Source organism: Gimesia maris (assembly GCF_008298035.1).
Lineage (GTDB): Bacteria > Planctomycetota > Planctomycetia > Planctomycetales > Planctomycetaceae > Gimesia > Gimesia maris.
Window position 1 is genome coordinate 2,932,855 of sequence record NZ_CP042910.1, and the last position, 21,390, is coordinate 2,954,244.

17 protein-coding genes and 1 tRNA gene are annotated in these 21,390 nt (G+C 47.7%); 14 read left to right on the forward strand and 4 right to left on the reverse strand.

Annotated features, from left to right (window positions below; translation table 11 throughout):
- Positions 1 to 228 precede the first annotated feature (228 nt).
- Both GmarT_RS10965 and GmarT_RS10970 read left to right on the forward strand, forming a co-directional pair.
- Positions 229 to 2,652 (forward strand): PSD1 and planctomycete cytochrome C domain-containing protein, encoded by a 2,424-nt coding sequence (locus GmarT_RS10965; protein WP_052301282.1) that lies wholly within the window; start codon positions 229 to 231, stop codon positions 2,650 to 2,652.
- Between the two features lie 59 nt (positions 2,653 to 2,711).
- On the forward strand, positions 2,712 to 4,199 hold the full coding sequence (locus GmarT_RS10970) for a DUF1501 domain-containing protein (protein ID WP_002648849.1): 1,488 nt from the start codon (positions 2,712 to 2,714) through the stop codon (positions 4,197 to 4,199).
- A gap of 107 nt (positions 4,200 to 4,306) precedes the next feature.
- On the opposite strand, the gene GmarT_RS10975 is transcribed toward GmarT_RS10970, so the two are convergent.
- On the reverse strand, positions 4,307 to 5,293 hold the full coding sequence (locus tag GmarT_RS10975) for a zinc-dependent alcohol dehydrogenase (RefSeq protein WP_044239942.1): 987 nt from the start codon (positions 5,291 to 5,293) through the stop codon (positions 4,307 to 4,309).
- A 173-nt stretch (positions 5,294 to 5,466) separates the two neighbouring features.
- Here GmarT_RS10975 and GmarT_RS10980 point away from each other — a divergent pair, with 173 nt between their 5' ends.
- Positions 5,467 to 6,501, forward strand: coding sequence for a Gfo/Idh/MocA family protein (locus GmarT_RS10980; RefSeq protein ID WP_002648847.1), 1,035 nt, complete (start codon positions 5,467 to 5,469; stop codon positions 6,499 to 6,501).
- 13 nt (positions 6,502 to 6,514) lie between these two features.
- Here the strand turns inward: GmarT_RS10980 and GmarT_RS10985 are convergent, their stop codons facing one another.
- The gene (locus tag GmarT_RS10985) at positions 6,515 to 7,012 is read right to left on the reverse strand and encodes an ACT domain-containing protein (RefSeq protein ID WP_002648846.1); all 498 of its coding nucleotides are present in this window, start codon (positions 7,010 to 7,012) and stop codon (positions 6,515 to 6,517) included.
- Between the two features lie 310 nt (positions 7,013 to 7,322).
- Between GmarT_RS10985 and GmarT_RS10990 the strand changes: the two genes are divergently transcribed.
- The 10 genes from GmarT_RS10990 (at position 7,323) to GmarT_RS11035 (ending at position 17,543) form a co-directional block, all read left to right on the forward strand.
- Complete coding sequence (locus tag GmarT_RS10990) at positions 7,323 to 7,928, forward strand: HAD family hydrolase (RefSeq protein WP_149302690.1); 606 nt, start codon at positions 7,323 to 7,325, stop codon at positions 7,926 to 7,928.
- Between the two features lie 240 nt (positions 7,929 to 8,168).
- Positions 8,169 to 9,905 (forward strand): hypothetical protein, encoded by a 1,737-nt coding sequence (locus GmarT_RS10995; protein WP_002648843.1) that lies wholly within the window; start codon positions 8,169 to 8,171, stop codon positions 9,903 to 9,905.
- A complete protein-coding gene (locus tag GmarT_RS11000) occupies positions 9,902 to 11,104 on the forward strand; it encodes a hypothetical protein (protein WP_002648842.1) in 1,203 nt (400 codons plus the stop codon). The genes GmarT_RS10995 and GmarT_RS11000 overlap by 4 nt, the downstream gene beginning before the upstream one ends.
- Positions 11,105 to 11,534: 430 nt before the next feature.
- Positions 11,535 to 11,858: a Flp family type IVb pilin gene (locus GmarT_RS11005; protein WP_002648841.1), complete on the forward strand. Its 324-nt coding sequence runs from the start codon at positions 11,535 to 11,537 to the stop codon at positions 11,856 to 11,858.
- Between the two features lie 160 nt (positions 11,859 to 12,018).
- The gene (locus GmarT_RS11010; RefSeq protein WP_044239939.1) at positions 12,019 to 12,345 is read left to right on the forward strand and encodes a hypothetical protein; all 327 of its coding nucleotides are present in this window, start codon (positions 12,019 to 12,021) and stop codon (positions 12,343 to 12,345) included.
- 157 nt (positions 12,346 to 12,502) lie between these two features.
- Complete coding sequence (locus tag GmarT_RS11015) at positions 12,503 to 12,796, forward strand: hypothetical protein (protein ID WP_063825453.1); 294 nt, start codon at positions 12,503 to 12,505, stop codon at positions 12,794 to 12,796.
- 126 nt (positions 12,797 to 12,922) lie between these two features.
- Positions 12,923 to 13,921 (forward strand): Flp pilus assembly protein CpaB, encoded by a 999-nt coding sequence (gene cpaB, locus GmarT_RS11020; RefSeq protein ID WP_149302693.1) that lies wholly within the window; start codon positions 12,923 to 12,925, stop codon positions 13,919 to 13,921.
- A 206-nt stretch (positions 13,922 to 14,127) separates the two neighbouring features.
- Positions 14,128 to 15,462: a TadA family conjugal transfer-associated ATPase gene (locus tag GmarT_RS11025; protein WP_002648837.1), complete on the forward strand. Its 1,335-nt coding sequence runs from the start codon at positions 14,128 to 14,130 to the stop codon at positions 15,460 to 15,462.
- A 73-nt stretch (positions 15,463 to 15,535) separates the two neighbouring features.
- On the forward strand, positions 15,536 to 16,468 hold the full coding sequence (locus GmarT_RS11030) for a type II secretion system F family protein (RefSeq protein ID WP_002648836.1): 933 nt from the start codon (positions 15,536 to 15,538) through the stop codon (positions 16,466 to 16,468).
- 70 nt (positions 16,469 to 16,538) lie between these two features.
- Positions 16,539 to 17,543: a type II secretion system F family protein gene (locus GmarT_RS11035; protein ID WP_002648835.1), complete on the forward strand. Its 1,005-nt coding sequence runs from the start codon at positions 16,539 to 16,541 to the stop codon at positions 17,541 to 17,543.
- Positions 17,544 to 17,621: 78 nt separating this feature from the next.
- Here the strand turns inward: GmarT_RS11035 and GmarT_RS11040 are convergent, their stop codons facing one another.
- Entirely contained in the window at positions 17,622 to 19,055 is a 1,434-nt protein-coding gene (locus tag GmarT_RS11040; RefSeq protein WP_081459606.1) for a sigma 54-interacting transcriptional regulator, read from the reverse strand.
- Positions 19,056 to 19,696: 641 nt separating this feature from the next.
- On the opposite strand from GmarT_RS11040, the gene GmarT_RS11045 reads away from it, so the two are divergent.
- Positions 19,697 to 21,055 carry a hypothetical protein gene (locus GmarT_RS11045; protein WP_149302696.1) on the forward strand — a complete coding sequence of 453 codons (1,359 nt, stop codon included), beginning with the start codon at positions 19,697 to 19,699 and terminating at the stop codon, positions 21,053 to 21,055.
- A 67-nt stretch (positions 21,056 to 21,122) separates the two neighbouring features.
- On the opposite strand, the gene GmarT_RS11050 is transcribed toward GmarT_RS11045, so the two are convergent.
- A tRNA-Cys gene (locus GmarT_RS11050) sits at positions 21,123 to 21,196 on the reverse strand.
- Positions 21,197 to 21,390 lie beyond the last annotated feature (194 nt).

The following is a 21,390-nucleotide window of genomic DNA, read 5'->3' on the forward strand; positions in this document are numbered from 1 at the left end:
TTCAATATAATAAATGCCCGCATGACAAGTACAGGAAATAAGTTAGGGTTGTTTATTGTTGAATTGACATAAGTCATGTGAATCATCGACAATAGGAAAATAAGATCCTGGACAGATTACGGAATGTATTAATTCCTTCACTGAAGACTGTACAGTCGGGAGAGACAGATCCGCATGCCTTGCTTCAATCACTGCAGATTCAGATTCTTTGCTAAAGTTGTTTGCGGGATGCTTTTGTGGGCTGGTCTGCCATGGAACACGGTGAGTGTCGCTGAATCGAACAAAATCCCGCTGAAAGAATCGGCAAAAACACCCGTTGATTTCACGCAGGAGGTTCAACCCCTACTGGCGAAACATTGCTACTCCTGCCATGGACCTGATGTGCAGGAAGGTGGATTACGTCTGGATCAGAGCGAGCTGGCATTCAGGAAGCTGGAATCAGAGGCGACAGCCGTTGTACCGAATCACCCGGACCAGAGTGAGCTGATTGCGCGTATCACATCCAAAGACGACAGTTTGCAGATGCCTCCTGAGGGAGAGCGACTCAAGCCCGAACAGATTCAGGTTCTTAGAAACTGGATCCAGCAGGGTGCGGAATGGAAAAAACACTGGGCGTTTCAACCACCAGAGCGGAAAAGTCCCCCCGAAACCAATCAGAGTCAGTGGGTGAAAAATCCGATTGATGCTTTTATCCTGGCCGGGCTGGAAGCAAAAGGGCTGACGCCTGCTCCTCCCGCAGATCGCGTGGCTTTGATCCGCCGCGTCTATTTTGATCTGACAGGACTGCCCCCTGCTCCGGAGGAAGTCGATCAGTTTGTAAATGATTCCTCTCCTGATGCGTACGAGAAACTGGTCGATCGCCTGCTGGCTTCCCCCCGGTATGGGGAACGCTGGGCGCGTCACTGGCTGGATCTGGTACGTTATGCTGACACGAACAGTTTCGAACGGGATGGTGACAAGCCGAATGCCTGGCGATTTCGCGATTACGTCATCCGATTTTTTAACGAAGATAAACCTTACAGTCAGTTTATTAAAGAACAGCTGGCCGGGGATGAACTGGATCAGGTAACGAATGACACGATTATTGCGACCGGTTATTACCGTCTCGGCCTGTGGGATGACGAACCCGCGGATCCCCTTTTGAGTTATTACAACGAACTGGATGATATCGTTTCCACGACCAGCCAGGTCTTTCTGGGGCTGACTTTAAACTGCGCCCGCTGCCACGAACATAAAATCGATCCTGTTCCTCACGAAGATTATTATCGGTTCATGGCGTTTTTTCATGGTTTGAATTCCTATGGGACACGTGGAGATCAGCTGTCGTTTAACCAGACGGATATTACCACTCCGGAACTGGCGGCGAAGTATGCTGAATACGATCAGCAGAAAAGTGAGCTGAAGAAAAAAATGCATGCGATCGAAGAGGCTGCAATCAAAAAGATGCCCGGTGTCGATCAGCGACGATCAGAAACTCGTGAACGGGGCAAACTGCTTAAAGAAAAACTGGCAGAATATCTGGAACCGGAACAGAGTCAGACCTATCAGGGATTAAAGGAAGAGTTAAAACAGCTGGAAGCAGAACGCAAAAAACTACCTCCCCGGAAAGCAGCACTCAGCGTCAGGCGGAGTCAGAAGGAGCCCCGTGAAACCTTTGTCCTGTTGCGGGGAAATCCGCACGTACGCGGTGATAAGGTAGAACCGGGCTTTCCGGAACTGTTTGGTAATACCCAGGCAAAAATTCCAGCGCCCGGGAAAAATCAACAAACTTCAGGCAGACGTCGTGTACTGGCGGAGTGGATTGCCGATGGTGACAATATGCTGACATCGCGGGTGATTGTCAATCGGATCTGGCAGCATCATTTTGGTCGGGGAATCGTGCAGTCTCCGAATAACTTCGGACAACTGGGCGTGCCTCCCACGCACCCGGAACTGCTGGACTGGCTGGCTCTGGAATTTGTCAAAGGAGGACAGCGATTCAAGGCATTTCATAAGCTGATCCTCATGTCGAATACGTATCAGATGTCATCCCGGTACTCAGAACAGGCGGCTGCCGTCGATCCGGCCAATGATCTTTTCTGGCGGTATAACATGCGACGACTGAGTGCAGAAGAGGTGCGTGATTCCATCCTCGCGGTGAATGGCCGTCTGAATCTGAAAATGTATGGCCCTGGGTTTTATCCGTTGATCTCTCAGGAAGTCTTGCAGGGACAATCTCAGCCGGGCAAAGGCTGGGGACATTCATCAGAAGAGGAGAGAGCCCGCCGGAGTGTTTATATTTTTGTAAAACGCTCACTGGTGACTCCCCTGCTCTTCAACTTTGACTTTGCCGATACGGACAGCAGTTGTGCGGTTCGCTTTGTCACTACGCAGCCGGCCCAGGCTTTGGGAATGATCAACGGCCAGTTTGCCAACCGACAGGCGGAACTGTTTGCAGAGCGACTGATTGAGGAAGCGGGAACAGAGTATCCCCGGTTTGTCACACGGGCAATTCGTCTGGCATATGGACGTACGCCGCATACCGGTGAAGTGGATGACGGCGTTCAACTGATAAAGCGACTGATGGAAAAGCATTCCCTTAAAGAAAAACAGGCGCTGGATTATTTCTGTCTGACGATTTTGAATCGGAATGAATTCGTCTATCTGGATTAAAAGCGATTCAGGTTGCTGAAACTTGATTTATGAGACACTATGCTTGAAGAGGACCTACGATGACCTTATCGCAACAGGTAAATCAGCAGAGCGGACATGCACAGTTTTGTCGTCGCACAAGGCGGGAATTTCTGTGGGAAGCCGGCGGTGGTTTTGCGTCAGTCGCGTTAACCGGGATGATGTCAGCAGATGGCTTTTTGAACTCACAGGCGCTGGCTGCCGACGGGGTGAGTCAGTTTCAGAATCCGCTGGCTCCCAAAGATCCTCACTTCAAGCCCAAAGCAAAGAGTGTAATTTTCCTGTTTATGTACGGTGGTCCCAGCCACGTTGATACGTTCGACCATAAACCCAAACTGTATGGTCTGGACGGCAAGACGGTCGCTGTGAAAACCAAGGGGCGTGGCGGCGAAAAAAATGAAGGCCGCGTGGTCGGGCCCAAGTGGAAGTTCAAGCAGTATGGTGAATCGGGCCAGTGGGTGTCAGAACTGTTTCCGCATCTGGCGACCTGTGTGGACGACATTGCGTTTCTGAAATCAATGACTGCTGATTCACCCATCCATGGATCAGCAATGTTAATGATGAATTCCGGACGTATTCTGAGCGGTTTTCCCAGTCTGGGTTCGTGGCTCAATTATGGCCTGGGAACTGAGAACGAGAATTTGCCCGGCTATGTGGTCATGCTGGATCCGACAGGAGGTCCAATCAGTGGAGCCAAAAACTGGTCCAGCGGGTTTATGCCGGCGACTTATCAGGGGACCACAATGCGTTCGAAAGGCGCGCCTCTGATTGATCTGCGTCGACCGGAAGGCATGTCACGAGCAGTGCAGCGGGAATTGCTGGACGCCTTGAAAGCAGAAAATGAACAGCATGAGGCGACCCGGACCGGTAACTCAGAACTGGCGGCACGTATAGCCAGCTATGAACTTGCATTCAAAATGCAGCAACATGCACCCGAAGCGGCTGACCTGGCTGCGGAGACTCAACAGACCCAGGAAATGTATGGCCTGAACAATCCCCGCACGGCTGATTTCGGCAGTCGTTGTCTACTGGCACGCAGGCTGGTGGAACGGGGAGTTCGTTTCATTCAACTTTATTCAGGGGGCAACCATAATGATGCGAACTGGGATGCACACGGCGACCTTGAAAAGAATCATAGTTTTCATGCGGGGAATACGGATCAGCCCATTGCAGCATTAATCAAGGATTTAAAAGCCCGTGGGCTGTTTGATGATACGATCATCGTCTGGGGAGGTGAATTTGGCAGGCAGCCGACCGCGGAATACGCAAAAGGAACCGGGCGCGATCATAACTCGGCCGGGTTCACAATGTGGACAGCCGGAGGCGGAATCAAAGGGGGGATCTCTGTCGGCGCGACCGATGAACTGGGGTCCGCAGCAGTTGAGAAGCCATTTCATGTCAAACGCCTGCATGCCACGATTCTGAATCAGATGGGCCTTGATCCCAACCGGCTCTCCTACTTTTATGGCGGTCTGGATCAGAAGCTGGTCGGAGTCGAGCATACAGAGCCGATTCACGAGATTATCTGAAAGTCTGGATCATCTCGTAAGTCTATCCCACTATTCTAGAAAGTCAGCCGCTGTTATTCTTGCTTTCAGCAAACCGCAAGAAGTATGGCTATACTGATTGCGGGTGATCAAGCATGATGTAATGCCGGGAATTCGACGATGACTTTAATGACACCATCCCGTCGATCCCGAAACAGTTCAAATGCCTGCTGGATATCAACCAGCGGGAATCGATGAGTGATAATCGGTGTGACATCGATACGACCTTCCGCGAGCCATTGCATTGCCAGTGGGAAATCGCGGCTGAAATCGGGGTTGATACTGGAATGAATGGTGATATTTTTGAAGACCAGATCGCGGAGACGCACCTGATCGATTGTTTCCGGAGGGACTCCAAACACGAGTATACTGCCCGCCTGCCGACAGAGTTCGATGCAGAGGTTCAACTGCTGGTCGGCATGACCGACAGCCTCGATGACGATGTCGGGTAGTTCCCCTTTCAGGATTTCTCTGGCCGCTTCGACGGGGTTGGTGTGTAGATTGCAGATCGTGGCGGTCGCGCCCATGGAGGGGCTGATCTGTAGTCGTGATTCGAGCAGATCTATGCCGATGATCTCGCGGGCTCCCATATTGCTGAGGGCTGCATTCATCAATTGTCCCATTGGGCCCTGCCCGACAACGGCGACCGTCTTATCCAGCAGGTTAGGAAGTTTTTTCAGAGCAAATAAAGCCGTTCCCAGAGGTTGCGCCATTAACGCATGTTCTTCAGGGATATTGGTGGCGATGGGAATGGCTCTGGTTTCATCCAGAATGAACCGTTCCATTAATCCCAACTGCATTACGGGAACAGCCAGAACCCGGTCCCCTGCTTTCCAGCGTTGACCATTGGTGGCTGTGACCGTACCAATCATTTCATGTAGCGAGTGGCCGATTTCGATTTCCCATTCATCGCTGCCAATAAAGTAAGGCAAATCAGATCCACAAAGGCAGGTTGTTTCCGGCTGGAAGATGATTTCTCCCTGTCCAGTCGCGCCTCTGGAGGCAGGTGATAGAACAGGTTCGGGAGCTTCGATGAGTTCGATTTTTCCGGGAGCGACAAGGTGGCTTACTAACAATGAACTGATCCTGAAAAATGAGATGCCATGAATGTCCCTGAAAAAGAAGTCAATTCTGGAAGCAGTCATGCAGAATGGGTATAGTAATATAAAATATACGATACAGCTTAAATTGCAATGTTGAGCCACTGTGCTGCATCAGCAAAACATCACAGGCTACAGGGAGCCAAAACATGGAGAAGCAGATCACCGTTGCCGTGCTGACGAATGAGACGGGAGCACATTTAAGCGCTTACTTTGCGGCATTGAAGGACATTAAAACTGTCAAGGAGGTGGTTTTGTCGGATCCTGGCCAGACTCAGGTGAAAGCGGCACGAAGTCAGCTCGGATCAAAGCTGACTGCCATATATGATCAACCTGAAATATTATTTCAGCAGGAAAAACCAGATCTGGTTCTGGTGACGATGCAAGCCCGGCAGGCCCCGCAGGCCATTCATCTGGCGTTAGACAATGGCTGTCATGTCTTTTCCGAGAAGCCGGCCTGTCTGAGTGTACAGAAGTTTGAACCGCTGGTTCAGAAAGCGGAAAGCAAGCATCTGCATATATCACTGGCACTGGCAAATCGAACGAATCCGGAGATACAGTTTGCCCGGTCATTAATTCAGGGAGGTTCCCTGGGGAAGATCTACGGCGTGGAAATGACCCTGCTGGCGGATCAGACACGTCTCAAAAGTCCTGCCTATCAAAAGAGCTGGTATGCCCATAAGGATCAGGCGGGAGGGGGTTTTTTATCGTGGCTGGGGATTCACTGGCTTGATCTTTCAATGTATCTGACCGAGTCTTTCATTACGGATGTCGCAGGGTTTACTGCGTTAGTGGGCGGAGAACCAATTGATGTTGAAGATTCTGCCGCACTCTCATTTCGTTATGCTGCCGGTTTTCTGGGAACATTGACAGCGGGTTATTATATGAAACAGGGTTACCAGTCGATGATTAAAATCTGGGGCAGTAAAGGCTGGCTGGAGATGCTTCCTTTTGAAGAGCGGCCTCTGGAATGGACGTTGAACCACAATGGTAAAACATTGAAGTTTGACAAATCGACAGAGCCACGCGGATATACTCCCGCTGTTGAGAAAGCGGTTTTGGCAGTCGCCCATGATCAACCTCCCCTGCTGACCAGCCGCGAAAGTTTGCGAATTATCCGAACGATTTATGCCTTTTATGAAGCCGCCCGATCCGGAATGACACAGACCATTCCGCAAATCTGAAAGTCGTTACTACTTACATATATTCGTCGTCGTCTTTCAGATCTTTTTCGGTGATAATGCGATGGCCCTGCTCTGATAAGGTTTTGATTCCCAGGTCGATATCATCAACGCATAATGCGATCGCACCTCTACCATGTCTGCGATAGAGCAACGGGTAGGTGTAATCAATGTTGACTTCCGCCTGCAGCAGCGAAAGGCAGATGCGCATGTAAGGCTGTGTGTCGTCAGGAAGTTCGACGCCGATCAGGTCTTTTTCAAAGAAAGTGTAATTTGAGAGTTCGAAAATCTCCCTGGCACGCTCATAATTGTCGAGCACTATGCGACTCATGGCTACATCGACCGAATCAACCGTACTCAAGGCGATGATTCTGAGATCAAATTTTTCCAGCAGTTTTAAGAGTTGATGGAGATACCCGACCCGGTTTTCCATAAACACACAGAATTGTCGCAGGCAGGGCCACTCTTTACCGGGTTCCCCGGTAGGGTAGGAAGATTGATCTTCGAATTCCATCTATTATTCTCTCCACGATGTGAACAAATCAGGATTGAAAGACGGCACAGAACATCATTCGAACCTGAACTTGCAGTATGACAGAACCAGAACAATCGGCTCTCATCAAGTTCTTATCTACCGGCAATTTAAGAAAATTAGTCGATAGCGTCAATAAGAGGTCTATTCTCCTGTTCCCTGACTTGGGAAATAAGTCCCTGCGAACAAAATTCCTCTGGTACGAAGCAGTGAGATGTTTATGATTCGCAGCAGAAAAGGGTCATGTTCCAGTTCGATCATTAAAAACCGCCTCAAGCCTGGAGTTTCTGCTTTGATACGTACTTTTCTGTTTGATATGGGGAATGTACTCGCTTTTTTTTCGCATGATAAGATGTGTGAACAAATGGGGGGCCTCTGTGGCAGATCCCGGACGGAAATTCAGAATCTGTTAATTGAATCCGGGATGCAGTGGGAATACGAGCGGGGTAAGCTTACTCCTGCTGAATTTCACAGCTGGTTCGAAGAGGTCGTGGAAACAAAAGTCGATTATAATGCGCTGCAAACCGCAGGTTCGGATATCTTTGAGCTCAACAGCACCATCATTCCCGTCCTGGATGCATTAAAATCTCAAGGTTATCGACTGGTCCTGCTGTCGAATACCTGCGTGTCTCATTTTGACTTCATCTGGAAGGAGTTTGAGGTACTGCAGAGATTTGATGACTATGTGACGTCTTACACCGTTGGTGCCATCAAGCCGGAACCTGCCATCTTCGAATGTGCCCTGGAAAAAATCCAGTGTGCGCCGGAGGAAGCCTTCTATACAGATGATATTGCTGAATATATCAGTCACGCGCGCCAACTGGGGATTCAGGCTGAAGTCTTTATCGATACTGAGACTCTGATTGAACAACTGGCACAACGCGAAATCCGGATCTGAGTGAAACCGATCCGAAATCACAACAGGTTTCCGTGATAAAAGCCCTTACTTCGTCGTTGACAGAATGTTCAGGTTTCTTATCTTCTTCTCCTCTTCTGTCCCAGGCTCTGCGCAGTCGACTCCATTCTTTGGAACGTTGTTTGCGGTATGATTCCGCGATCTTTCGAGGTGCGCCCCGCGTTTCCTCGGTTCACAACGTAAATTTAGAACTTATCGTTCGTTTCAAAAGTGGAAAGCGTTATGTCGGTCGATTCTTATCCAGAGACTCTGGAGTCACAACCTTCTGGCAGTGAACAGCGGTCTTACCGTGAAAAGTTCTCGATGGGATGGCCTCAATTGGTGACCTGTCTCTGGTTTGCACTGCTGTTTTTCTACTTTGGTAACGTACATATTTTTTATTCGGATATCTGGGGACATGTTTCCTACGGCGAATGGATTGTCGCTCATCAGAGTCTGCCTGACTACGACCCTTTCCTTTCTCTGGCAGAAGGGGTCAAGAGCATCGATGCCGCCTGGCTTTCACAGGTTTTCTTTGCCAAGGTGTATGAATCTTTTGGTGTACGGGGTTTATCGCATATCTTTGCCTTAACAGTATTCACAACCCATGTCCTGTTCTGGCTGGCTTTTTACCTCAAATCCGGTCGAGTCGGTATCAGTACCCTGGCGTCGTTCCTGCTGGTGCTCATTTCTTCCAGCCGCATTGCCATCATTCGACCGGAAATTTTCGGAACGCTGTGTGTTGCGCTGACACTGGTTATCATGGCCTGGTCAGAGAAATATGATATCTGGGACCGAAGAGCCAGATCTGATGAGAGCTCTCAAAACTCTGGAAAAAAGACACCTTTGGCATTATTGCTGGCTCTGTATCTGGGAATTCCACTCATTTTTCTGGCCTGGGCCAACCTGCATGGATCATTCGTAGTGGGCCTGGCTATTCTGGGACTGCAATTTCTGGGTAGAGTTCTGGAAGTGGGCTGGCGAACCAGAAGCCTGGTTCAGGTCTGTTCTGATCCCTGGGTCAGACGCTGGCTGGTTGTTACGGAATTATCTGTCTGCGGGGCACTTCTCAATCCTTATCATATAGATCTGTTTCTCAATTCTCTCACATTCCCAAGGAATCCCAACCTGAAAGATGTTCTGGAGTGGGAGCCACTTGAATTCAGGGACGCCGAAGGGATCTGGTTCTGTGGTTCCTGGGTACTCATGCTGGGACTCTACCGGCACAGTCGGGCAACCATCCGGACAGCAGATGTCCTGCGGGTGGGACTGCTTTCGCTGGCTGTGATTGTGGGGGTGAGAATGATCGGCTGGTTTTCCGTTGTTTTCGTCTATGCCATGGTTCCTCATCTGGCAAATGTGATCCCGCGTCGAGAGTTACTGGTTCCTGATCTGAGTGAGGATTCGAAAGAGCCACTGCCCTTCTGGTCCCGTAAAACTCCTGTTATTACAGCGGTTTGTGTATTAATCATCTGGTTCGGGTTTGCATTCTCCAATATCGCGACACCGTTATTTGGTGGAAAATTAAGGCCACTGGATAAGGTTTACAGTCAGGGTACACCCCGGAAATTAACGGAGTTTTTAAAAGAGCATCCTCCCCAGGGACAGGTCTGGAATCCTCAGTGGTGGGGAGACTGGCTGGTCTGGGACGGTCCTGTGGGAATGAATGTATTCATGACTACAAATGCGGTACATCTCACACCGCCTCGGGTCTGGAAGGATTATCTGGGAATCGCCCGAGCCAATCGAGGCTGGCAGACGGTTGCGGAGAAATATGCAGTGACCACGTTTATCGTACATAAGGAGAAGCAGGTTCAACTGGACAAACAGGTTCGTCGACTGGAAGGGTTCAAAGTTGTTTATGAAGATGACCTGAGTCTGGTGGTATCACGAGAACCACAATTGATAGCTGCAGCCAGTCAGAGTGAGATAGAGGATTCAGAACAGCCGGTTAACGAAAATCAGGAGGTGCAGCCATGAGTCCTCAGGTCATGTCTCTCAAATCCAAATTGAAACTGGCGGGTTTTCTGTGTTTTCATCTGCTCCTGGCTGGTGTCGTAATTTCATGGGGAGCCCTTCGTTTCCAGAACTGGGAGCAACAGAAGCAGTTGCCGGAATTGCGTTTGAATCCTCTCTCTGTCACACCTCAGTATAACCGGCCGGAAATCGTATCCGACGAGGATCTGGTGAAGGTACTGAATCGACTGCGGCCACAATTCAGAGGTAAATCGCCGCGAATTAATCATGTGGATCACGCACTCCGTTTCTGGGGAATTGAAGCGGAATTTGATGATTCTCGGTCACTTTCAGGTATCGAAATGCGGGATATTCTTCTGGACCATCGTCGTTTTGGAGATGTCTGGGGGAAAAAAACGGATCCCTTGTTAGTCCATAATCAATATGGAGTCAGACCTCGTGTACAGGAAGGGTTGGCTACATCAAGCCATGAAGATCATACTCTGGCTACTCTGGCAGAGGTTGGAACGCCCGCTGATTATCCGGTTGTCACATCAGAGGGAGAGACAAAGTTGTCGGCGATGATCGAGGAAACGATGCGGTCTTTCACGCTGAACCAGGTAGAATATGAATGGTCATCCGTTGTATTTGCTCTGTATTTTAATACCGCGCGGGACTGGATGACGACCGAGGGGCAATACATCAATTTCGATCTGATCTCCGAGCGGATCATGCGACAACCACCTGTCAAAGGGGTCTGTTATGGAAATCATCGATTACATGCACTGGTGATACTGCTCAGAGTGGATGAGCAGACTTCGATCCTGACAAAAGCCGGTCGTGAAAAAATCGTGAAATATCTACAGGGGATTACCAGCCTGCTGGTAAAGAATCAGTCCGAGGAAGGCTTCTGGGATAAAAACTGGGATGGCCGACCACTGGATCTGGCTTCCGAGAAGAAATTCACTCCTGTCGCGCGCCGTGTTCTGGCAACCGGGCATGCTATGGAATGGTGGTCTCTGGCACCTCCAGAAGTTTTACCTCCGGATGAAACGCTTCAGAAAGCCGGCCACTGGCTTGTGGAGACTATCCAGCAGATGCCTGAATCTGAGATACAAGGCAGCTATACATTCCTGTCGCATGCAGGTCGTGCACTGGCACTGTGGCGCGGGAAATTTCCCTTTCAGGTTGACTTATCAAGTCAGGACACTGAATCGCTTTAAGAGCGATCATTCATGGTTCCCTGCTCCTCATTATCTGAATGACTCTGTCAAGAATCCGTATGTTACAACCTGTGCATTGCGGGTAACACTTTGTTTCAGAGTGTTAACAGTTGGAAACATGATTGCGCCGTAGCACTCAATGGCTACCAGTCAATTCAAAATTTGCCGGAATTGGTGCATAAATCGAAAGTTGAGGATTTTACCGATGATGATGTTATTTTCAGATATTGTGAGAAGGCGCAAGATGCATTGTGGAGCGGAAATGCGAAAAATATGTATTGTGGGTCAGAATGGCACATCGTCTGCTGTATTTTTGAAACGTCTGCGCAGGGCGTGTGCAGACGAGTTAATTTACTCGAATGTTAAAAGCTGCATTTGCTTGCAGTGCATCGAGTTGGCATTAACCATTTGATCTATGTGAGGAGTAAGAATGAAGATGTTTCAGCAGTTTTGGAATGATGAAAATGGTTTCGTCGTTTCAACAGAATTAGTGCTGATCGCTACTGTGTTGGTTCTCGGCATGATTGTCGGACTGACTACATTGCGCGATCAGGTCATCGCGGAACTTGCAGACGTTGCCGCTGCATTTTCTAACAGTAACCAGAGCTATTCCTTCTCAGGGATTACTGGTCACTCTTCCAGCACATCGGGGTCGATCTTCAACGACAACCTGGACTTCTGTGATCAAGACACAATTACAGCTGGGCAAGACAATCATTGTATCAACATTATTGCTGCTGAAGCAGAAGGTTAATCGATACGATTATCTTCTGCCGGGGTGAAAGTTCACTCCAGAGTCAGCGGATTAACTCATGTTGTTATTTGATTTGCTCTACAACTACTAATGTTTCAATTTTTTTCACTATGTTCAAACGAACTGAATAAAACAGTTCACAAAATAATGAGGAGTTAGAATGAACATGCTTACTAAGTTCTGGAATGATGAGGCCGGTTTTGTAGTCTCGTCTGAACTCGTACTGATCGGCACAATCCTGGTTCTGGGTGTTGTCGTTGGTTTGGCCACCGTTCGTGATCAGGTTGTTCAGGAATTGGGTGACCTTGCATTAGCTATTTCAAACATTAATCAAAGTTACAGTTTTTCAGGTGTTACCGGACACACATCCAGCACAGCTGGTTCAGTGTTCGCTGACCTGACAGACTTCTGCGACACGACCGCTGATGCATCTGGTTCAGAACCAGAGTGTATCAACGTGCAGATTCCAGCTGTAGCTGGTGGCTAAGTTTTGCCTGCTTGAAAATTTATTATCTGTTTCCGGAGACGCCCCTCCGGAAACAGATGATTTCTAAAGTCGTTCGACTTTGGCACATAAGATGCCTGAGTAGGTAATATTTGTAAAATATCAGTCTAGAATTTATTCAGACGGGATTTGAGTGGGAATGAGAATTGCTTGTCAATTATGGAATGAAGAAGGTGGAAGTGTTTCCCCTTTTGCGACGGTATTGTTGATGACAATTCTGCTTTTGGGTCTTTTGCCAGGAGTTGTCACTCTGCGAGATCAGATCGTTCAGGAGTTTGGAGATGTGGCCGTTGCGATTGAGACCTTTGATCAGTCTTACAGTTATTCGTTCAACGGTGTCACCAGCCAATATATTGACTCCACTAGTGTGAGTGATGCAGCTGGTGAAGCGCCTGCCGGGCTCGATCTTACAATTTCAGCATCAAGCGAATAATCAAAAGAGCTATTTAAATTCCGACAGTAATCAAACAAGAGTGTATTTCATCTGAAGTCTGCTTAAGGCTGACACCAGTTGAAGTCAAACTATAATTCAATATCCGAAGATTTCAGGGAAGTTAGCGTGGCAAAAATTAGTCCAGGAACGATGACGGCAGCGATTTTCGCAATCCTATTAGGTCTGGGTGCAGCATATACTGTAAGGCAGTTTCTCCATGAGAAGCCAAAGCCTTTCGTTCTGGCTGAAGATCCACCGGCAGGACCTAAGAAAATAGTGCTTCCAATTGCTTCGCGTGATCTGGTACCGGGGCAGAAACTTTCGCTCGACGATATCTCACTACTGCAAATCTCTCCCGAGCTGCTTTCCAAACGCTATGATGCTGATTCTGAAGGCAAACAGCGGATTATGATGACTCAGTATATCGCAGGTCGAACTCTTAAAACAGCGATTAAAGCAGGTCAGCCTTTTCATACAATTGATCTGTTTGCCAATGGAATGGGACCCGGGATTTCAGAAATCCTGGAACCTGGAAACCGTGCTGTTACTGTCGCAATCCACAAGATTGGGAATGTCGCTGGCTTTTCCCGGCCGGGTACTATTGTTGATGTTCTGTTCCGTTCCAAAGAAACGGATGGTATACCAGAAACCACGATTACGCTGCTGGAAAAAGTACGCGTCCTTGCTGTAGGAGACCAGGCTGTCCCCGGGCACAAGGTGGGAGAGGGAGGTGGCATGGATCACCCTGTTACCCTTGAGGTTTCTCCAGAACAGGGCAAAGTCCTTAAAGTGGTAGAGGATCATGGCATATTAAGTCTGGCATTACGCCATCCTGATGAAAATACAGAGGTTGTGTCTGCGGGACGTGCCAGTGATCGACTGACACTATCCAATATTCTAGGCTTTATGCCCAATCAGCGCGTTTCCAGTATGGATATCTATCGTGGGGGCAGTTTGAATACAGTGCACTTCAAAGGTAATCGTGCCTACAAAAGTCAGAACTGGATTGACGCAATTGAGACACCAATTGCTTCAGAAGTAATCCCTCCCGGAAAAACAACGACTACGATGAAACCGTCCAATAACAAAACTTCGGAGATTTCGACACCTGTCAGTGGGTTGTAACTGCTGTCAGATCGTGTGTGATTCTCGACTCGATATCGGATGATCGTAAGTAGCGGCGTTGATAGTTAACAATGAGCATAGCTCCATGTGGCGGTCAGGGTGCGCTTCGACTTCAACGGCTGTAGGATTAATTGACGGGGTATTATATCCAGGCAATTGGTTCTTTTAAGCCAGGATAACAAATCTTCATAAATATTAGGTTTAGCATGGAATCACTTGGTACGAAAAAACTTTTTGTGGAACCGATCAGTTACATTCCTGAGAACAGGGAAGCTGAACTTCGATTTCAGAAACAAAAAGTAATCATTCATCAGGAACTGGTGGATTCCCTTGATCTGTCCATGCTGGCCCAGATTTCAGAAAAGGAACTCTCTGGCGAAGTGCGTGCAGTCGCTATGGAGATCTGTGATGATCACGCATCAGTGCTTGAGGGGATTGACCGGGAAAGACTTCTGGGTGAATTATTAAGTGAGGTTTTCGGGCTGGGGCCACTCGATCAACTCATGCAGGATCCTGAAGTGAGTGATATCCTGGTTAATCATGCCTATGAAATACATATTGAAAAGGCGGGACAATTGCAGGAGTCTGATGTCATTTTCGCTGACAATCAGCACCTGATGCGAATTATCCAGCGGATTGTATCACGCGTTGGCCGCAGGATCGACGAAGTCAATCCCATGGTCGATGCCAGGCTCCCTGATGGCTCCCGTATCAACGCCATTATTCCTCCACTGGCGTTAAACGGCCCCTCGTTATCGATTCGAAGGTTTGGGACGAAGCCCCTGCAGATTGATGATCTGATAGAAAAAAAATCTGTCACACCAGAGATCGTTGATTTCCTGGCTGCGGTGGTTGATTCCCGGATCAGTATGTTGATTTCGGGGGGGACCGGCAGTGGTAAAACAACGATGTTGAATGCCCTGTCGAACTTTATTCCACGTGAAGAACGCCTGATTACTATTGAGGATTCAGCTGAGTTGCTGTTACAGCATAAGCATGTCGTTCGGCTGGAAACTAAAGTAGACAACACGGAAGGTGTAGGAGAGATCTCGCAGCGACAGCTTGTGAAAAACAGTTTGCGTATGCGTCCCGACCGAATCATTGTCGGTGAGGTGCGGGGGGCAGAAGCGTTGGATATGCTCCAGGCGATGAATACAGGCCATGAAGGTTCTCTGACGACCGTTCACGCCAATGATACCCGTGATGCACTGGCCCGACTGGAGATGATGGTGGCCATGAGTGGGTTTGATCTGCCACTGCCGGTGATCAGACAATATATCGCAAACGGAATCGGAATCATCCTGCACGTGTCTCGTCTGAAAGGCGGTCAACGTTGCATTACGAAAGTTTCTGAGATCGTCTCACTGAACAGCCAGGGAGATTACAAAGTAGAAGATATATTCGGCTTCGAGCAAACGGGAATTGATGATCAGGGAAATGCCCAGGGTAAATTTTATGCTACGGGGTATCGCCCTGCGTGTCTCAAACGCATGGAATCATCAGGAATCAAATTGAGCCAGCAGATTTTTGAGAAAAAGTAAATAATGAATTCAGAGACCTTTTGTCCCTGGTTTTGAGTATTGTGTTTTAACGAGTAAGTGGAGAACTCCTGTAGTGGACAGTTCATCGATAGCATTGATTTGTTTTGCTGCAGTGACAGTTTTTGTACTGGCAGCTTATCTGTTTGTCCGTGATTTGACCGGAGTGGCTGGTTCCAAAGGTGAAAAGTTTTCAAAACGGCCTCGATTGCGCAGGATCCATAATGTATTTGATCAACAGCCTGCGACCAGTGTGCTGGGAAAATTCGATCAGAGTTTTGATAGACTGGTTCTTGAGAACGGCTCTGATTTTACTCCATTCAGCGCATTTCTCCTGTTGATTGCCTGCGGTCTGGCAATTGGCGGCAGTATTTTCATTTACACAAATCAACCGCTGGCGGGGATAGCCGGGATGATTGGGGGAATGATTGCTGTTCTGATTATTCTGCACTACCGCCGTAAAAAACGCATGCAGACCATTCAGGAAGAGCTTCCGGAAATGATCGATTTACTGGCGCGATCTACGCATGCAGGTGCCAGTCTCGAACAGGCGATTGCGATAGTTGGTGAAGAAACCAAAGGGCCATTGAGTTTTGAATTCAGACGCTGTGCCCGCCAGCTAGATATGAATTTGTCAGTTCCAGCTGTGATGAAGTCACTTTCCAGCCGAATCCAGTTGATCGATCTGAAAATATTAACGTCTACACTAATGCTGTATCGGAAAACGGGTGGAAATCTGCCTGCGAATCTGGAACGTATGGCGGACGTGGTTCGAGATCGCATTAACTATCGTCGCCAGATGAAGGCATCTACAGGAGCAGGACGTGCCTCCGCTCTGCTGATGACCGTAGTGGCTCCGGTAGCTTTTGTTGTGTTACTGGTTGCGTTTCCTGCTCATGTTTCCAATCTTTACACCGATCCCATTGGTAATATTCTATTGTTGATTGCAATTGTTCTGGAAGTAATCGGAATCCTCTGGGTTTCGACCCTTTTAAGAACAGATTATTAAACGTCGATTCGGCCTTTCACAAACTGGTTGACTGTCAGAAAGATACCGGTTTTTTATTAAAGAGATTTTCATGTTTATCGAACTCGTCACCGTTGCCACTTTCCTGTTAGTCTGTTTTGTTATCTTCCTGATCGGAGACGCAATTTCAGCAGGCCATCGTACAGGCAGGAATAAGAATTCAAAGTACGATGAACGAGGTGCCAATTATTACAAAACATCTAAGGTTGGTGTCTTCAGTCGTGCGCTTGCTGGTGTGATTCCACAATCCAGCCAGGAAATCAGTAAAATTGAGCTCGATTTGAAACGGGCCGGTTATTATCGCTCAACGGCACTGGTCGAATATCTGGCTACTCGAAACATGCTTGTCGTTCTTGTTTTAATTGGGACGGGCGTTGGTTGTGTATTGGCAGATCCCGGTTCGAACCTGCCTGAAATTATTCTGATCGCTGGATTACTCATTGCCGGTGCAGGCTATGGGCTGCCTCGAATTGTCCTGCAAAATCAAGCAAATCGTCGTGTGCATCGCATCCAGAGAGGTCTGCCCGATGCACTTGACCTGGTGATGATGTGCCTGACCGGTGGAGTCCCATTACGCACGGCATTAGAACGCGTCACCGATGAAGTCCGTTTTTCTCACCCGGACATTGCCGTCGAATTTGAAATTATACGCAGGCATGCTGATGCAAACTCCATGGCAGATGCTTTAAAACAGTTTGCTAAACGGATCGATGCACCAGACGTGAATGCCCTGTCTTTAATGATTTCGCAGACAGAGCGACTGGGGACAAATGTTTCGACGGCATTGATCGATTTTGCTGATGGGGTACGAAGAAAATACCGACAACGGGCTGAAGAGAACTCCAGCAAAACCAGCATCAAGCTGTTATTCCCGATCATCTTTTGCATGGCTCCCCCCATTTATATTCTGTTCTTCGGACCAGCGGTTCTTGAACTGCGTAATTTTCTGATCCGTGAACATCGCCCGGGAGGAATTCTTGAGCCAACGACTTATGGAGATTCCATCAGTACGACATCTGAGTCAGTCCGTCAGCAGGCTGAAAATAGCGGTCTGTAAAATCAGCAAACTTTACTGCGGGCTCGGAATCGCTGAGTGAAATGTGTTTTTCGAAAACAGATGGTTCTGAAATCGGGCTTAATTTTCAGCCTGGATTTTCTTCTTTGTAGTCGATTTCTTTTGTTCCAGCATTCCGTACTTGCGCATTTTCTTATAGAGCCCTACCCGACTGATTCCCAAAGCTTTTGCTGTAGCAGTCTTTCGGTATCCATTCTCAGAGAGCGATTTCTGAAGGAGATGTTTCTCACTGATTGCCACCTGATCTGCCAGAGATTTGCTCTCCATGTCCTGGTACAGTTTTGCCTGGTTAGACTGGTCGACTTCCACAATAATATTGGGAGAAAATTCATCGGCCGTCAATTCGCCTTGATTGGAAAACAGCACCGCTCGTTGAATCTGGTTTTTTAATTCACGCAGATTCCCAGGCCAGTGGTACTGTTTGAGCATTTCAGGCACACTGCGATGTATTTTTGATATGGTAATTCCATGTTGCTCACAACATTCCGTAATAAACTGGACAGCGAGTGGAATAATATCATGGGGACGCTCGCGGAGCGCCGGTAGCCGAAACTGGAGAACATTCAGTCGATAATATAAATCAGAACGAAATTTGTTATTGCGGGTAAGTTCATCCAGTTCCACGTTAGCAGCGACGATAAGCCGTGCTTCAGAAATGCGGGACTCTGTGGATCCAACAGGTTCAAACTGCCCTGTCTCAATTACTTTCAGTAATTTTGCCTGGTCTTTGGATGAGAGAATATCAATTTCGTCCAGAAGCAGAGTCCCCTTTCCTGCTGCTTCAAAGCGACCAATTTTGGAGCGATCAGCGCCGGTAAACGATCCTCTCAGGTGACCGAACAATTCGCTTTCAATCAAATCGGAAGGGAGTGCACCACAGGCAATGTTCTGAAAAGGTTCTGCGCTTCTTGGTGAGAGCTCGTGTATCATGGAAGCCAGAGTCGTTTTCCCGGTACCTGTTTCACCAACCAGAAGCAGTGTGACATTGTGCCGGGCAATTTTTGTGATTTGATCAAGAATGGGAATCATTGCTTCGGTGTAAGTGACAACGTACCTGTTTTGATCAAAAATTCGACGCGATTCTGGCAAGTCGGTTGATTTTACCACAGGATCAATGGAATCCAGGTCATCTGCAAGTGACTGAATTTCTTCAGGTACAGGCGGGTATTCCAGATAACTGTCTGTCAGAAAGTTGGCAGACTCCAGTAGCTCAAGGGGAATAAACTGGTCAATGATGGAAACCACCTTAACGGGGGTTGTACATTGCTCGCGCATATATTGCAGGATTGACTTCCGATCCTCAATTTCCTGAATAGACTGATCGGCACGTAAATCGATGAATAATACAGTCTGGCTCGATTCCTGAAGTGCACGCTTCAGATCCTCATGGCAGAAAATCGTTTTCAACTTCAGATTGATCTCTTCCAGTTGACAGTTGAGCTTCAATCCGATTTGGGTGTCCGAGGTATAGAGAATTCCAGGCAGGTGCATCATGGATCCTTTTGTACTCAATCAAGCAGGCTGCAATCTTATACCGTATGTCCAAATAATCTGTTCAGTCAATTTGTTGTGCTAAGAAAGTCTGGGACTTAAAGCCTGAAGGACTGAGTTGATTAGGTAGAATATAGCGGTTGTGATGATGGCGTTACGATAACAAAAGTTATCACCAGAAGCAAATATGTAATCAGGGGTAAATAGGAAACTCGAAATAACCGGATTCATAGTAAATATTCACCCCGATCTAAAGCCAGTACAAAATATAAAAAGTACAGATTGATTTAAATTGAGAGGTGTAAATTTGTGTATATTCAGGGTGTGTGTTTCAAAGGGGGGTAATGGGTAAGTGTTATTTTCAAGCAGGCTTAAGAAAATTGGTCCTGAACTGGATTCGGAAAACTCAACTGCAGGGAAGTATGTCGCTGGTCCAGTTAATCCATTCGTACCAGTTCGTCGACGACTGCCAGAAATACATCTCATTTGTATTACAACGCCATTAAATTTTTTTGAGATATGTCCTGGTGCATTTGTCGATTTAGTAAAACAGGAAGCTCGAGAATCAAACAGCATGGATCGCTCTGACAAGTCCGGAGATTCTTTTTTCTAGACCTCATCCATTCTGGTAATTTAAAATCCTCATGAGCGATCGAATTCATTTCTGTATCAGTTGTTCTCTGCTGCTGTTCATGGTGGGACTGGTCGTGGCACCATCCAGTTCTCAGTCGCCATCGCCAGAGCCACCCCGGCAAAATTACACCAGTCTTCAAACGCGACAGACTGTTCAACAATTTTTGGATGAGGAATCCGAGCAGACTGCACTTGTCAGTCTCAGTGGAGTACTGCCAGAAAATAATAACCAGGATATCAAGCACTACATTCCGTTAAATGTCGTACCACAAATCACGGCTGGTAAAACAGAGCAACAGTCTCCAGTTTCTGCACCCAAGCCGAAGAATCAGGTTCCAAAACAGAATTGGTCATCGTCCCGTGCTGTACGTCAGAAACTCGAGCAGACAGTTGAGACAGCCAATGGTTTAATTTACCAGTCAGAGAATTCTTTTTCTCGGGGACTGCTTCCGCTGGTAGATTACAACCTGGCATTGAATCTGGCTTACGATACTAAGATCAAGGCAGCCGAGATACAGAACCAGAGTCACGTAAAATTACAACTGTTAAATGAGAAGAGAAACCTGATTCAGAAAGCAGTAGAGCAGTTGCAGGCATTTAATCAGCCTGCCGCTCAAGGCTGGTACGGGGATCTGGTCCATGCCAGGCTGCTTCTGGCACAAAATGATTATGAAATCGCCGGCGTTTCAAACAACCGCGACCGTCAACAGGCTGCCCTGGGGCAGGTCACCCGCCTGGCTAATGAATATCATTCCGTCCGTGAAGTGGAATTTCGAGTGGGGGAAGCGGGAATTGACGAATATCGTCGTGCTTCTCGTGCTGTAAATATTGCCAGACAAGAGCAGAATCGCTTCAGCAAGGTGAAAGATGAGACGAGTCTGATGAACTATGCAGAGGATCTCCGTCAAATCGAGACAGCAGTGGAGTGGTTTTCTTCAAACGGAGCAGGTTTGGGTAGAGCAGATCTGGTCGATCTGTCCAAAGCACATCTGAATTATGTCGAGGGGAGATACAGCCAGAATCAGAACCGAGAATCAGAAAGCCGGAAATTCTTTGCTGACAGCTTACAACAGGCGAAAGCTGCCTGGGAATTGAGGATTGATCAGTATTATCCCAAGGGAACTGCAAATCTGCATGACATCACGACATCCTGGATTTTATGGAATGCCTCTGGATCTGCGCTTTCAGAACTCAAGTCCAGTCAGTCTGCTAATATCAAGCAGTCATTAACTGAGGGCTTAGACCGGATGGTTAATACCGCAGATCAGATCACCGATCGCAGAGGGAGACTGGCTGGTGATATCAGCATGGTTCATTGTCTGAAGAACTCGGAATTTCTGGTGGAACTGCAAAACGTTCAGAAAAAATAACCGTAACCGCACTCATCTGCGCATAAAAAAAACAGCATCCCGAGGGAAGCTGTTTTTTTATTATAAGAGGCGCCGCCCGGATTCGAACCGGGGAATAACGGATTTGCAATCCGCCGCCTTAGACCACTTGGCTACGGCGCCCTGAAATTTATTGCTTCTTAACTCTGATAAACGCTTATCTGTCCAGAGTTTATTGTGTTGAAATTATTTAATCAACAGAAGCGATACAGTCATTATTCGACTCTTCTTCGTCTGGATTTGACCGAATCCTAATAACCGATCGAAGTTAGGTCAAGCATTCGGCCAGTGATCGGCAAGATTTTTGTAAGCTTCCC